Here is a 12,669-nt window from a genome sequence, read left to right on the forward strand (position 1 = left end):
GGCGGGACCACATGCCAATCGGATTGATTCGATCCGATTTGAGAATGGTTCGCAAGGCGCAGGTCATGAGGCTTTCGAGTTTCGCAGATTATGCCGTGGTGCTGATGTCGGCCGCCGCTCGCCATTGCGGTGCGGCGAAGATGAACGCGACCACGCTGAGCGCCGAAACCGGCATTCCGCTGCCCACCGCGCAGAAGCTGGTGAGCCGTCTTTCTGCCGCCGGCCTGCTCGAATCGAGCCGGGGCACCGGCGGCGGCGTGCGTCTCAGCCGTCCTCCCGCCGCGATCACGCTGGCCGATGTGGTGGAGGCGGTGGAAGGCCCCATCGCCATGACCGCCTGCGCGGACCATGGCGCGCATGACTGCTCGCTGGAGCAGGACTGCCGCGTGCGCCCGCATATGAACGTCGCGAACAATGCGATCCGATCGGCTTTGGCCCGGGTGACGATCGCCAGCCTTACCAGAGAAATGGCATGACCGAAGAAGCAACCACTGTTCGCAATCTCGAAGCGCATGAGGCCGCCGATCGCGCCTCCACCTACGAGCATGGCTGGTCCTCGGCCATCGAGCAGGACTTCGCGCCCAAGGGGCTGAACGAAGATACGGTCCGCTTCATTTCGGCCAAGAAGAAGGAACCGGAATGGCTGCTGGCATGGCGGCTGAAGGCCTTTGCCCTATGGCAGACGATGGACCCGCCGGAGTGGGCCAAGCTCAACATCCCGCCGATCGACTATCAGGACGCCTATTATTATGCCGAGCCGAAGAAGAAGGCGGAGCTGAACTCGCTGGATGAGGTCGATCCGGAGATATTGGCGACCTATCAGAAGCTGGGCATTCCCATTGCCGAGCAGGAAGTGCTGGCTGGCGTCAAGGGCAGCCGCAAGGTCGCGGTCGACGCGGTGTTCGACAGCGTCTCGGTCGCCACCACCTTCCGCAAGGAGCTGGAGGAGGCGGGGGTCATCTTCCGCTCGATCAGCGAGGCGGTGCGCGAATATCCCGATCTGGTGAAGAAGTGGCTGGGCAAGGTCGTGCCGATGCACGACAATTATTTCGCGACCTTGAATTGCGCGGTCTTTTCCGACGGCACCTTCGTCTACATTCCCAAGGGTGTGCGCTGCCCGATGGAACTCAGCACCTATTTCCGCATCAACGCGGAAAATACGGGGCAGTTTGAACGCACTTTGATCGTTGCGGACGAGGGGGCGTATGTCTCCTATCTCGAAGGCTGCACCGCGCCGATGCGCGACGAGAATCAGCTCCACGCCGCCGTGGTCGAACTGGTCGCGCTGGACGATGCGGAGATCAAATATTCCACCGTCCAGAACTGGTATCCCGGCGATGAGAACGGCAAGGGCGGCATCTATAATTTCGTGACCAAGCGGGCGCTCTGCCAGGGCCGCAACAGCAAGGTCAGCTGGACCCAGGTGGAAACCGGCTCGGCCATCACCTGGAAATATCCAAGCTGCGTGCTGAACGGCGAGAACAGCGTGGGCGAGTTCTACTCGGTGGCGCTGACCAACAACATGCAGCAGGCCGACACCGGCACCAAGATGATCCACAATGGTAAGGGCAGCCGCTCGACCATCGTGTCCAAGGGTATTTCGGCGGGGCGGTCGAACAACACCTATCGCGGCCTGGTGCGCGTGGCGCCGGGCGCGGAGGGCGTGCGCAACTTCACCCAGTGCGACAGCCTGCTGCTGGGCGACCTGTGCGGCGCGCATACCGTGCCCTATATCGAAGTGCGCAATCCCTCCGCCCAGATCGAGCATGAGGCGACCACCAGCAAGATCAGCGACGACCAGCTTTTCTACGCGATGCAGCGCGGGCTGGATCAGGAAAGCGCGGTCTCGCTGATCGTGAACGGCTTTGCCAAGGAAGTGCTGCAACAGCTCCCGATGGAGTTTGCCGTCGAGGCGCAGAAGCTGCTGGGCATTTCGCTGGAAGGGTCGGTCGGTTGAGGGAGTTGACGCCTCTCGATCAGGCAAAGCGCTTGGGCTCCCCTCCCCTTCAGGGGAGGGGCCGGGGGTGGGGGCTGTCGACTGGACGCCTCGCTCAGTTAGCGGCTTTCGCTCGCGAAATGCGCCGCGAACCGACCGAACCGGAAAAGCGCCTCTGGTCAAAGCTGTCCCGCTCACAACTCGGCGGTTACAAATTCCGCCGCCAGACCGTGATCGGTCCGTTCATTGCGGATTTCCTCTGCCCGCAAAAAGCGCTGATCGTCGAAGTCGATGGCGATACGCATAGCGTGGAATCGAACAAGGCGCGTGATGAGGCGTTGAATGCAATGGGCTACAGCATCATTCGCATCGCCAACCATGACGTGAGGCAGAATATCGAAGGGGTTTGCGCCGCGATCCTTGGCGCGCTCCAACAGGCGCCGGATCGTTGGGCGAGCCCCCACCCCAACCCCTCCCCTGAAGGGGAGGGGCTTTCCCACTCTCAAGGACAAGAATTTTGAGCGACGAAGACGATATTCAGGACGCCCTCGCCGATTTCGCGGAGGATGTCGGCAATGGCCAGGCATGGACCGCCGCGATTCGCATCCTGACCGAGGATTATGAGCTGGAAGAGGGCGAGCTTGCCGCCCGCGCCGCCAAGGATTTTGGTGATCTCGACGCCTATCAGGCCGAATGCCGCGCCGCGTTGGAGCAGGGCGATGTCGCCTTCACGGAGAAGCTGCGCAGCGACAAGGCGTTCCACAAGGCGAAGGCGCCCAATCTCGCCCGCATGGGTCCGGTGACCGAGTTCGTGACCGGCATATTGGAAAAGGGCGCGCCCGAGCCGGGCGCCGACTGGTGGCCCTATATGCCGATCAAACGCCATATCGACACGCTGTTCCCCGCGCCCGGCGATGTGCGGGACATGGCTTTCTGGACCGCGCGGACGCTCCAGCGCGCGCAGAGTCGTTGATTTTTTGGGGTGTGAATGATGCTGACGATCGATAATCTCTCGAATGAAATCGACGGCAAGGCAATCCTGAAAGGACTGTCGCTCTCCATCAAGGCGGGCGAAATCCATGCGATCATGGGGCCGAATGGCGCGGGCAAGTCGACGCTGGCCTATACGCTGGGCGGCCGTCCGAACTATGACGTGACCGGTGGCACCGCGACCTTCGAAGGGCAAGACCTGTTCGAGCTGGAGCCGCATGAGCGTGCCGCCGCAGGGCTGTTCCTGGGCTTCCAATATCCGGTCGAGATTCCGGGCGTCTCCAACCTGCAATTTCTGCGCGAGAGCCTCAATTCGCAGCGCCGCGCGCGGGGCGAGAAGGAACTGAACGGCGGCGAATTCATCAAGCTCGCCAAGGAAAAGGCCGCCCTGCTCGGCCTCGACATGGAGATGCTGAAGCGTCCGGTGAATGTCGGCTTTTCGGGCGGCGAGAAGAAGCGCGCCGAAATGGTGCAGATGGGCATTCTCGACCCCAGGCTGGCGATATTGGACGAGACCGACTCCGGCCTCGACATCGACGCGCTCAAGATCGTGGGCGCGGGCATCAACGCCATCATGCGCAAGCCCGACAAGGCGGTGCTGCTCATCACCCACTATCAGCGCCTGCTCGACTATGTGAAGCCGGACTTCGTCCATGTGCTTGCCGGCGGTCGGATCGTGAAGTCGGGCGGCCCCGAACTGGCGCTGGAGTTGGAGCGCGAGGGTTATGCGGAGGTGGTGGCCGCGTGACCACGCTCACCCTTCCCACGCGCAAGGCTGAAGAATGGCGCTACAGCGATCTCGACGCGCTGGCCGCCATCTGGCCGACGCCCGCGCCGACGCGCATCTATGTGGCCGCTGGGGAAACGGCGCGCCATCATCTGTTGCAGGACGCGGCCGAAGGCGCGGCGGCGGTGCATGACTATGTCATCACCATTGCCGACGGCGCGCGCTGCGATTTCCATGTCCTCAACATCGGCGGTAAATTCGGTCGCGCGACCTTCACCGTCACGCTGGGAAGCAACGCGCATTTCGAGCTGAACGGCGCGATCATCGGTGGCGGCGACCAGACGCTGGAGATCATCACCGCCGTCACCCATGCGAAGCCGGACTCGACCAGCGGCCAGACCATCCGCTCAATCTTGGGCCAGCACGCCACCGGCAGCTATCTGGGCAGCATCAATGTCGCCCGCGACGCGCAGCGCACCGACGCCTTCCAGTCGGTCAAGGCGATGCTGCTCGACCGCACCGCCACGGCCAATACCAAGCCGGAGCTGGAAATCTACGCCGACGACGTGAAATGCGCCCATGGCGCGACCGTGGGCGAGCTGGACCGCCAAGCGCTCTTCTACATGGCTTCACGCGGCATGGACCCGGCAACGGCCAAGACGCTGCTCTTGAAAGCCTTTGTCGCGGGCGTGTTCGATGATGTCGCCGACGAAGCCGTCAAGGACAGGCTCGAAGCCGCCGCGATCGCCAAGCTGGAGACGCTGGTATGACCGATCTGGCTCAAGCGTTGCGCTTGCGGGATGATTTCCCCGGCGTCGGCAACTGGCACTATCTCGACAGCGCCGCCACCGCGCAGAAGCCCAATGCGGTGATCGACGCCATCGCCCGCGCCTATGGCCCGGACTATGCGACAGTCCATCGCGGCGTCTATGAGCGCTCGGCCAATATGACGCTTGCCTATGAGGCGGCGCGCCGCAAGGTCGCGAACTTCATCGGAGCGGCGTCGGACAGCGAGATTGTCTACGTCCGCGGCGCGACCGAGGGCATCAACCTCGTCGCCCAAAGCTGGGCGGGTACGCAGCTTGAAAGCGGCGACCGCATCCTGCTCTCGATGCTGGAGCATCACAGCAATATCGTCCCCTGGCAGATCGTGGCCGAAAGGCAAGGCGCGCAGATCGACGTCGTGCCGCTCACGGCGGACGGCAAGATCGATCTCGACGCCATGCAGGCGATGATCACGCCGCAACACAAGCTGGTCGCGTTGGCCCATGTGTCGAACGTGCTGGGCAGTGTCCTCGATGTGCGTCGCGCCGCCGACATTGCCCACAGCGTTGGCGCGAAGATCCTGATTGACGGCTGCCAGGCCGTCCCGCGCCTCGCCGTCGATGTGCAGGCGCTGGACTGCGACTTCTACGTCTTTTCTGCGCACAAGCTCTACGGCCCGACCGGCATCGGCGCTCTCTGGGCGCGCAAGGATCTGCTCGACGCCATGCCGCCCTATCAGGGCGGCGGATCGATGATCGACAAGGTGACGTTCGAGAAAACCACCTACGCGCCCGCGCCGACCCGGTTCGAGGCGGGGACGCCGCATATCACCGGCGTCGTCGGCCTGTCGGCGGCGATCGATTATGTGCAGGCCATCGGCCTTGACGCGATCCACGCCCATGAATGCGCGCTGGTCGCCAAGGCGCGGGTGGCGCTGGAAAGCCTCAACAGCGTGCGCGTCTTCGGGCCGGAGGATTCGGCGGGCATCCTCTCCTTCGAGGTTGAGGGGGTGCATCCGCATGATGTCGGCACCATATTGGACGAAACGGGCGTGGCGATCCGGGCGGGACATCATTGCGCGCAGCCGCTGATGCGTCATCTCGGCGTCGAGGCTACGGCACGGGCCAGCTTCGGCATCTACAGCGACGAAAGCGATGTGGATGCGCTGGTCAAAGGCATAGAACGAGTGAGGAAAATCTTCGGATGAGCGAAGAGCGGAAGATATTGATGGAAGAGGTCGAGGCGGTGAACACCCCGCCCAAAACGCGTGTCGAGGAAGCTTCTGATTCTGGCCAGCGCCAGCGCGACTATCTCGACGGATTCCTGAGCGCCAAGCCCATTGAAACGCCCAAGGGCGAGCCGGGCGGCAGCCTTTACGATGCGATCATCGATGCGCTCAAGGAAATCTACGACCCGGAAATCCCGGTCAATATCTATGATCTGGGCTTGGTCTACGGCGTCGACGTCACGGAGGACGGCCATGCCGTCGTCACCATGACGCTGACCACGCCGCATTGCCCGGTGGCCGAATCCATGCCGGGCGAAGTCGAACTGCGCGTCGGCGCGGTGCCGGGCGTGGGCGATGCGCAGGTGAACCTCGTCTGGGATCCGCCATGGGATCCGCAGAAAATGTCGGACGAAGCCAAGCTCGAACTGGGAATGCTCTGATGACCCCTACTCCCAATGGCGACACCAAAATCCGCGCTCGCCCCGCCGCCGTCATCCTGACGCCCGCCGCCGAGCAGCGCATCGCTGACCTGATGGCCGATGCCCCCGAAGACGCGATCGGCGTCAAGCTCTCCACCCCGCGCCGCGGCTGCTCGGGCCTTGCCTATTCGGTCGATTATGTGAGCGAGGAAGCCAGGTTCGACGAGAAGATCGAAACGCCCGGCGGCACCTTCTACATCGACGGCGCGTCGGTGCTCTATCTGGTCGGATCGACCATGGACTGGGTGGAAGACGACTTCACCGCCGGCTTCGTCTTCAACAACCCCAATGCCAAGGGCAGCTGCGGCTGCGGCGAGAGCTTCACGGTCTGAGGATAGCCGTCCATGCCCCATATGCTGATCCTGGGGCTGGGCTATACCGCATCGCGTCTTGCTGCCCGCTTGCGCGCCGATGGCTGGCACGTCACCGGCGTCCGCCGCACCGCCGATGCCGACGCGCTCGCCTTCGATGACGAAAGCGCCGTCCGTGCGGCCATCGCGCAGGCCACCCACATCCTCTCCTCCGTCCCGCCCGAGGGTGACGCCGATCCTGTCTTGACCCGCTACGGCGCCGCCATCGCCGCCGCGCCCGCGATCTGGACCGGCTATCTCTCCTCCACCGGCGTCTATGGCGATGCGGCGGGCGCATGGGTGGATGAAGCCACCCCGCTGCGCCTGGGCCGCCGCGCCGCCCGGGCGCAGGCCGATGCCGGTTGGGGCGCGCTTCGCCCCGATCTGCGCCGTTTCCGCCTGCCCGGCATTTACGGCCCCGGACGTTCGGTGCTCGACCGCGTGCGGGAAGGGCGGGCGCATCGCATCGACCTGCCCGATCAGGTCTTCAGCCGCGCCCATGTCGATGACATCGTCGCGGGCATCATCGCCTCGCTCCACCAGGGGTCGCCCGGCATCTACAATCTTTCGGACGACCTGCCCTGCGCGCAGAACCGGCTGATCGAAACGGCCTGCGCCATGCTGGGCCTGCCGGTTCCGCCACTATTGACGCTGGAGGAAGCCCAGCTCACGCCCATGGCGCAATCTTTTTATGCCGAAAACCGCCGCGTCGCGAACGGGCGGGCCAAGCGCCTGCTGGGCTGGTCCCCCCGCTATCCGACCTATCGCGAAGGGCTGCCCGCCTGCCTTTGACTCGGCCCGTCGCAAGGACAGGTCATCGCTAACGTCTTCTTAACCATGCTGGCCCGATGGCGGTCCTGTCAGCTTTGCATGGGACTTGAGTCAGATGGACCGCTTCGATCACGCCTTCACCGCCCTGGGCCAGCGCATCAACGGCCTGACCCTGCCCGAACGCGCCACGTCCGCGCCGGTCCCGCTCGCCAGCCTGATCGACAAGGTCAACGCCGCCAAGCGATGCTATCAGCCGGGCGTCCGCCGCTAGGCCTGTTTCGTCCGTAGGGCGATGACCATCCCGATGATGGCGAGTAAAGCGCCGGCACCCGCCAGCGCCGTCCAGCGATAGCCCTCGACCAGCGTGGAGATCAGCATGGCGATCACCGGGATCAGCACGCTGCTATAGGCCGCGCGCCCCGCGCCCATCCTCTGGATCAGCCGGAAATAAAGCGGGAAGGTCACGACCGATCCCGCCAGCCCCAACCAGCCTATCCCCAGCACATAGCCGATTCGCGGCTCGAAAACCGGCGGCCCGGTGGTGATCCATGCAAAGAGCGCATCCACCGCCGCGCCGATCAGCATCGCCCAGGCCAGCACCGCCACCATCGGCAGCCGCCGGGCAATCTCCATCCCCTGCATCACATTGGCGGCCGAAGCGCTCAGCAGCCCGGCGACCGAGAAAGCGGTGCCCAGCAGCACCATGTCCGGCCTGACGCTCGCCGCTTCATGCGCCAGCATGAGCGCGATTCCCGTCACCGCCACCACCGATCCGGCGACAAAGGCCCGGCTCACCGGCTGGCGGAAGAAGAGGAAGGCAAGGATGCTGTTGGGGATCAGCAGCATCGCATAGACCACCGCCACCACGCCGGATGTCAGATAATGCTCGGCGCGATAGACGAAATTGAAGTTCATCACGAACTGCGCCACGCCCAGCAACCCGGCGAAGACCAGCCCCTTGCCGCCGATATTGAGCGGCACGCGCCGCACCCTGGCGAAGATCGCCATGGCCACCCCGGCCAGCAGGAAGCGATAGCAGACCGACCAGCTCGCCGGGACATTGCCGATCTGGTCGCGGATCACGATCCAGGTGGAACTCCAGATCAGTGTGACCAGGATGAAGGGCAAGGCGACGCCCTTGCCCTCGCTCATCCCTTCAAGGCCTTGAGCGCATCGGCCAAAGGCCTCACGCTCGCGGCATCCTGCGACCAGTTGGTGACGAGCCGCGCCGCTTCCTCGCCCCAGTCGTAGAAATCGAAGCCCTGCGCCCGCAACTGCGCCTTCTCGGCGGAGGTGAGCCGCACGAACAGTTCATTGGCCTCGACCGGGTGCATCAGCCGCCCGGTCGCGCTTTCCGCCAAAGCCTGCGCCGCCGCATTGGCCGCACGCGCATTGCGGAGCCAGAGATCGCCCTCGACCATCGCCAGCAACTGCGCGGCCAGATAGCGCCCCTTGGAAAAGAGATGCCCCGCCCGTTTGCGCCAGCGCGCCGCCTCGGCCGCCCGCGCCTCCGCCTGATCCCCGAAAAAGACCAAAGCCTCCCCGATCATCCCGCCATTTTTGACGCAGCCGAAGGAGAGTATGTCGACCCCCGCCCGCCAGGTTACATCGCCCGGATGGCAACCCAGATGCGCCACCGCATTGGCGAAGCGCGCTCCGTCCATATGGAAGCCCAACCCATGCTCATGCGCCACCGCGCTCAGCGCCGCCACCTCATCGGGCGTATAGGCCAGCCCATATTCGGTCGCCTGCGTAATGCTGATCGCCCGCGCCGGCACCTGATGCACATCGGGCCGGATCGCCTTCAACCGTTCGGTCACTGCCTCGGGCGACAATTTGGCGCCCTCGCCTGGCAAGGCCATCAGGGTCGCGCCATGGGTGTAGAAACCGGGCGCGCCGCATTCGTCAACGACGATATGCGCTTCCTCATGGCACAGCACCCCGCCATAGGGCGGACAGAGGCAGGCCAGCGCGATGCTGTTCGCCGCCGTGCCGGTCGCGATCCACAGCGCCACCGCTTCCGTGTCGAACAGCGCGGAAAAGGCACCGTTCAGCCGCCCGCTCCAGGCATCGCCGTCATAGCCATGGTCGGCGTGGTCGGCCGCCGCGATCGCGGCCATCACCTCCGGGCAAACCGGCGTCGCATTGTCGGAAAAAAAGTGCATGGACAGGGGATAGCCGTGCCGTGCCTCAGCGCCAAGATGCCACCCTGATCGGATCGGCTATGGGCGGTTATATGGGTCAGTAATATTGACCGATTGTTTCGCGCCGCCATCTGTGACATAGGCGGCCCGTCCAACCCAAAGGAGCTTTCATCATGGACGTCCAGCAGACATCGCGCTTCACCGTCACCCGCAGCAGCAAGGCTGTATCGGCTGACCAGCGCGCGGTATTGCTGGCGGACCCCGGTTTCGGAAAGCTCTTCACCGACCATATGGTCACGATTCGCTATACCGAGGGGCAGGGCTGGCACAGCCACAGCATCGGCCCGCGTGAACCGTTCCAGCTCGATCCCGCCTGCGCCGTGTTGCACTATGCGCAGGAAATCTTCGAAGGGATGAAGGCCTATCGCCTGGAGGATGGCAGCATCGCCATGTTCCGGCCGGAGGAAAATGCCCGCCGTTTCGCTGAATCGGCCGAGCGCATGGCCATGCCGGTCCTGCCCGAAGACCTGTTCATGGAAGCGGTCGAGGAACTGGTGAAGATCGACGCCGACTGGATTCCGGGCGGCGAGGGCAGCCTGTACCTGCGCCCCTTCATGTTCGCGAGCGAGACCTTCCTGGGCGTGCGCCCGGCGAACGAATATATTTTCTGCGTCATCGCCTCGCCCGCCGGCGCCTATTTCAAGGGCGGCAAGAAGGCGGTCACGCTTTGGGTGTCGGAGCATTTCACCCGCGCGGCGCGTGGCGGCACCGGCGCCGCCAAATGCGGCGGCAACTATGCCGCTTCGCTGGTCGCGCAGAAGGAGGCGATCGGCCACGGCTGCGATCAGGTCGTGTTCCTCGATGCCGCCGAGAACAAGTGGGTCGAGGAATTGGGCGGCATGAACGTCTTCTTCGTGATGGATGACGGATCGATCGTCACCCCGCCGCTTTCCGGCACGATCCTGCCGGGCATCACCCGCAACAGCATCATTTCGCTCGCCCGCGCCAAGGGACATGACGTGCGCGAGGAACTATATAGTTTCGCCCAGTGGAGGGCCGACGCCGCCAGCGGCAAGCTGCGCGAAGCCTTCGCCTGCGGCACGGCGGCGGTCGTGACCGCGATCGGCACGGTCAAGAGCGTCGATGGCGCCTTTACCATCGGCAATGGCGACGGCGGCATCGTCACCGAAGCGCTGCGCGCCGACCTCACCGGCATCCAGCGCGGCACGGTGGCCGATCCGGCGAACTGGGTGCGCAAGCTTTAAAAAATGAGATCGTGCTCCTGCGCAGGCAGGAGCACGGAGTAACTGGTCGCTTCCCAATCCCGTCCCAACCGCCTAGAACCGCCCTCATGCAACGCTTCGACGTCGTCATTTTGGGTGGTGGCCTGGTCGGCCTGACCCTTGGCATCGCGCTTTCCGGCCATGGCGTGCGCTGCGCCGTGATCGATCCGGCCAATCCGGTGGAGACCACCGCCGCCGGTTTCGACGGGCGGGTTTCGGCCATCAGCTCCACCAGTTTCGCCATGCTGTCGGCCATAGGCGTGGCAGACCATCTGGAAGGCAAGGGTTGCCCAATCGATCGCATCTGGGTCAGCGACGGTCTGGAACCGGGCGCGCTCGACTTCGCGCCGGATGCGGATGACGGCGTGATGGGGATCATGTTCCCCAATCGCGACCTGCGCGTCGCCCTGGCGCAGACGGGGAGCAAGGCGGAAAATCTCACCCGCTTCCAGCCCGACCGGGCACTGCATGTCGAGCGCAATGCCGACGGCGTGACGCTGACCCTCGCCAGCGGCGAAACCATTCACGGCGCGCTGCTGGTCGCGGCTGAGGGGCGCAACAGCCCGACCCGCGAGGCTGCGGGCATCCGCACCACGCGCTGGAACTACAAGCATGTCGCGATGGTGACCGCCATCGATCATGAAGTGCCGCACGCCAACACGGCTTATGAGATATTCTATCCCGGCGGCCCTTTCGCGCTGCTGCCGATGCTGCCGGGCACCCGTTCGGCCATCGTCTGGACCGTGCCGACGGAGCAGGCTCCGGCGATGCTCAAACTGTCTGAACGCGCCTGGCTGGCGGAGGCGCAGAAGCGCATGGGCGGCTTCCTGGGCGAGATCGCGCTGGCCGGGCCGCGCTCCAGCTATCCGCTCGGTTTCCACCATGCGGCGCGGATCACCGACACGCGCCTGGCCCTCGTCGGGGATAGCGCCCATGCGATCCACCCGATCGCAGGGCAGGGTCTCAACCTCGGCTTCCGCGATGTCGCCGCGCTGGTGGAGGTTCTGGTGGAGGGCATGCGGCTCGGCCTCGATCCGGGCGATGCGCAATTGCTGACGCGCTATCAGCGCTGGCGGGGATTGGACGCGATGATGACCAGCGTGGCGATGGACGGGCTGGTCCGGCTGTTCGATGTGCCGGGGCGCATTCCCTCGCTTGTCCGCCGCGCGGGACTGGCGACGGTGCAGCGCACGTCCCTGCTCAAGAACCGCTTCATGGCCGAAGCGCGGGGAAAATCCGGCGCGCTGCCGCGGCTGCTGACGGGCGAGATGGTTTAGGTCTTAGGCTGTTTTCGGCCATTTGCCGTCACCAAGCGATATGTGCTCCTGCGACGGCAGGAGTCCAGTTCCTACGGTGCGATGATCCACAGAGGGCGGGACTGGACTCCTGCCTTCGCAGGAGCACGGTGTACTTCAAGGAAAGCAGCGCGAAGCAGACCGTCCACCCTCCACCCTTCCAGGCACCGATCAAATCATCCGCCGCAGCACATTGTCTTTCAGGATGAAATGATGCCGCAGCGCCGCCAGCACATGCACGATGATCAACGCCGCCCAGGCAAAGCCCATAATCTCATGCGTCTCGCCTGAAATCCCGACGATCGCATCGCCCTTCGACACGGCGAATTTGGGCACGTCGAACAGGAAGAACCAGTTCAGGGGCCGATCCCCGGCGGAGGACATGATCCATCCGGTCAGCGGCATGACCAGCATGAACGCGTAAAAGGCGAAATGCGTGACATGCGCGGCACCCTTTTCCCAGGCCGGCATTGCGGCGGGTAGCGGCGGCGCCTTGTGCATGAACCGCCACAGGATGCGCAGAACCGTCAGGGCCAACACGGTCAGCCCGATCGACTTGTGGACGGGCATCACCTTCCACTCCTTGGGCAGCGCATCATGCGCGAAGCCCAGGAAGAGGTTGAAGAGGATGAGGATCGCCAGGATCCAGTGCAACGCGCGGGCAACGGAGCTGTAGCGATCCATCAAATACTCCTGCTTGA

16 protein-coding genes are annotated in these 12,669 nt (G+C 64.4%); 13 read left to right on the forward strand and 3 right to left on the reverse strand.

Features of this window, described 5'->3' with window-relative positions; translation table 11 throughout:
- The first annotated feature begins 65 nt into the window (after window positions 1-65).
- The 11 genes from VVT58_RS13875 to VVT58_RS13925 all read left to right on the forward strand — a co-directional run bounded on the left by VVT58_RS13875 (window position 66) and on the right by VVT58_RS13925 (window position 7,517).
- Entirely contained in the window at window positions 66-476 is a 411-nt protein-coding gene (locus tag VVT58_RS13875; RefSeq protein WP_066562065.1) for an Rrf2 family transcriptional regulator, read from the forward strand.
- Window positions 473-1,957, forward strand: a complete 1,485-nt coding sequence (gene sufB / locus VVT58_RS13880; RefSeq protein ID WP_066560766.1) for a Fe-S cluster assembly protein SufB — start codon at window positions 473-475, stop codon at window positions 1,955-1,957. The genes VVT58_RS13875 and sufB overlap by 4 nt, the downstream gene beginning before the upstream one ends.
- 32 nt (window positions 1,958-1,989) lie before the next feature.
- Window positions 1,990-2,457: an endonuclease domain-containing protein gene (locus tag VVT58_RS13885; protein ID WP_327752509.1), complete on the forward strand. Its 468-nt coding sequence runs from the start codon at window positions 1,990-1,992 to the stop codon at window positions 2,455-2,457.
- Entirely contained in the window at window positions 2,454-2,909 is a 456-nt protein-coding gene (locus VVT58_RS13890) for a hypothetical protein (RefSeq protein WP_327752508.1), read from the forward strand. Before VVT58_RS13885 ends, VVT58_RS13890 begins: the two co-directional genes overlap by 4 nt.
- A gap of 18 nt (window positions 2,910-2,927) precedes the next feature.
- A complete protein-coding gene (gene sufC, locus VVT58_RS13895; protein ID WP_066562063.1) occupies window positions 2,928-3,674 on the forward strand; it encodes a Fe-S cluster assembly ATPase SufC in 747 nt (248 codons plus the stop codon).
- The gene (locus VVT58_RS13900) at window positions 3,671-4,423 is read left to right on the forward strand and encodes a SufD family Fe-S cluster assembly protein (RefSeq protein WP_327752507.1); all 753 of its coding nucleotides are present in this window, start codon (window positions 3,671-3,673) and stop codon (window positions 4,421-4,423) included. Before sufC ends, VVT58_RS13900 begins: the two co-directional genes overlap by 4 nt.
- A complete protein-coding gene (locus VVT58_RS13905) occupies window positions 4,420-5,625 on the forward strand; it encodes a cysteine desulfurase (RefSeq protein WP_327752506.1) in 1,206 nt (401 codons plus the stop codon). Before VVT58_RS13900 ends, VVT58_RS13905 begins: the two co-directional genes overlap by 4 nt.
- Entirely contained in the window at window positions 5,622-6,086 is a 465-nt protein-coding gene (locus VVT58_RS13910) for an SUF system Fe-S cluster assembly protein (RefSeq protein ID WP_327752505.1), read from the forward strand. Before VVT58_RS13905 ends, VVT58_RS13910 begins: the two co-directional genes overlap by 4 nt.
- Window positions 6,086-6,457 carry an iron-sulfur cluster assembly accessory protein gene (locus VVT58_RS13915; RefSeq protein WP_066560745.1) on the forward strand — a complete coding sequence of 124 codons (372 nt, stop codon included), beginning with the start codon at window positions 6,086-6,088 and terminating at the stop codon, window positions 6,455-6,457. The genes VVT58_RS13910 and VVT58_RS13915 overlap by 1 nt, the downstream gene beginning before the upstream one ends.
- Window positions 6,458-6,469: 12 nt before the next feature.
- Complete coding sequence (locus VVT58_RS13920; protein WP_066560742.1) at window positions 6,470-7,267, forward strand: NAD(P)-dependent oxidoreductase; 798 nt, start codon at window positions 6,470-6,472, stop codon at window positions 7,265-7,267.
- Window positions 7,268-7,361: 94 nt separating this feature from the next.
- Window positions 7,362-7,517: a hypothetical protein gene (locus tag VVT58_RS13925; protein ID WP_327752504.1), complete on the forward strand. Its 156-nt coding sequence runs from the start codon at window positions 7,362-7,364 to the stop codon at window positions 7,515-7,517.
- On the opposite strand, the gene VVT58_RS13930 is transcribed toward VVT58_RS13925, so the two are convergent.
- Together VVT58_RS13930 and VVT58_RS13935 are read right to left on the reverse strand one after the other, a co-directional pair.
- Window positions 7,514-8,398 carry a DMT family transporter gene (locus tag VVT58_RS13930; RefSeq protein WP_066560735.1) on the reverse strand — a complete coding sequence of 295 codons (885 nt, stop codon included), beginning with the start codon at window positions 8,396-8,398 and terminating at the stop codon, window positions 7,514-7,516. The two genes, VVT58_RS13925 and VVT58_RS13930, sit on opposite strands and share 4 nt — an antisense overlap.
- Window positions 8,395-9,411 carry a beta-eliminating lyase-related protein gene (locus tag VVT58_RS13935; protein ID WP_327752503.1) on the reverse strand — a complete coding sequence of 339 codons (1,017 nt, stop codon included), beginning with the start codon at window positions 9,409-9,411 and terminating at the stop codon, window positions 8,395-8,397. Before VVT58_RS13935 ends, VVT58_RS13930 begins: the two co-directional genes overlap by 4 nt.
- Window positions 9,412-9,563: 152 nt before the next feature.
- Between VVT58_RS13935 and VVT58_RS13940 the strand changes: the two genes are divergently transcribed.
- Window positions 9,564-10,655 (forward strand): branched-chain amino acid aminotransferase, encoded by a 1,092-nt coding sequence (locus tag VVT58_RS13940; RefSeq protein ID WP_066560724.1) that lies wholly within the window; start codon window positions 9,564-9,566, stop codon window positions 10,653-10,655.
- An 86-nt stretch (window positions 10,656-10,741) separates the two neighbouring features.
- The gene (locus tag VVT58_RS13945; protein WP_327752502.1) at window positions 10,742-11,950 is read left to right on the forward strand and encodes a UbiH/UbiF/VisC/COQ6 family ubiquinone biosynthesis hydroxylase; all 1,209 of its coding nucleotides are present in this window, start codon (window positions 10,742-10,744) and stop codon (window positions 11,948-11,950) included.
- Window positions 11,951-12,139: 189 nt separating this feature from the next.
- Here VVT58_RS13945 and VVT58_RS13950 read toward each other — a convergent pair whose 3' ends face one another.
- Window positions 12,140-12,652 (reverse strand): cytochrome b, encoded by a 513-nt coding sequence (locus VVT58_RS13950; protein WP_087576373.1) that lies wholly within the window; start codon window positions 12,650-12,652, stop codon window positions 12,140-12,142.
- Between the last annotated feature and the right edge of the window lie 17 nt (window positions 12,653-12,669).

Origin of the sequence: Sphingobium sp. SJ10-10 (genome assembly GCF_036038995.2) — a bacterium.
GTDB lineage: Bacteria > Pseudomonadota > Alphaproteobacteria > Sphingomonadales > Sphingomonadaceae > Sphingobium.

Bases quoted from the DNA above. Each gene is read 5' to 3' on its own strand.
- VVT58_RS13875 (WP_066562065.1), top strand. From the start codon at position 66: ATGAGGCTTTCGAGTTTCGCAGATTATGCCGTGGTGCTGATGTCGGCC.
- sufB (WP_066560766.1), top strand. From the start codon at position 473: ATGACCGAAGAAGCAACCACTGTTCGCAATCTCGAAGCGCATGAGGCC.
- sufC (WP_066562063.1), top strand. From the start codon at position 2,928: ATGCTGACGATCGATAATCTCTCGAATGAAATCGACGGCAAGGCAATC.
- VVT58_RS13905 (WP_327752506.1), top strand. From the start codon at position 4,420: ATGACCGATCTGGCTCAAGCGTTGCGCTTGCGGGATGATTTCCCCGGC.
- VVT58_RS13910 (WP_327752505.1), top strand. From the start codon at position 5,622: ATGAGCGAAGAGCGGAAGATATTGATGGAAGAGGTCGAGGCGGTGAAC.
- VVT58_RS13915 (WP_066560745.1), top strand. From the start codon at position 6,086: ATGACCCCTACTCCCAATGGCGACACCAAAATCCGCGCTCGCCCCGCC.
- VVT58_RS13920 (WP_066560742.1), top strand. From the start codon at position 6,470: ATGCCCCATATGCTGATCCTGGGGCTGGGCTATACCGCATCGCGTCTT.
- VVT58_RS13925 (WP_327752504.1), top strand. From the start codon at position 7,362: ATGGACCGCTTCGATCACGCCTTCACCGCCCTGGGCCAGCGCATCAAC.
- VVT58_RS13930 (WP_066560735.1), bottom strand. From the start codon at position 8,398: ATGAGCGAGGGCAAGGGCGTCGCCTTGCCCTTCATCCTGGTCACACTG.
- VVT58_RS13935 (WP_327752503.1), bottom strand. From the start codon at position 9,411: ATGCACTTTTTTTCCGACAATGCGACGCCGGTTTGCCCGGAGGTGATG.
- VVT58_RS13940 (WP_066560724.1), top strand. From the start codon at position 9,564: ATGGACGTCCAGCAGACATCGCGCTTCACCGTCACCCGCAGCAGCAAG.
- VVT58_RS13945 (WP_327752502.1), top strand. From the start codon at position 10,742: ATGCAACGCTTCGACGTCGTCATTTTGGGTGGTGGCCTGGTCGGCCTG.
- VVT58_RS13950 (WP_087576373.1), bottom strand. From the start codon at position 12,652: ATGGATCGCTACAGCTCCGTTGCCCGCGCGTTGCACTGGATCCTGGCG.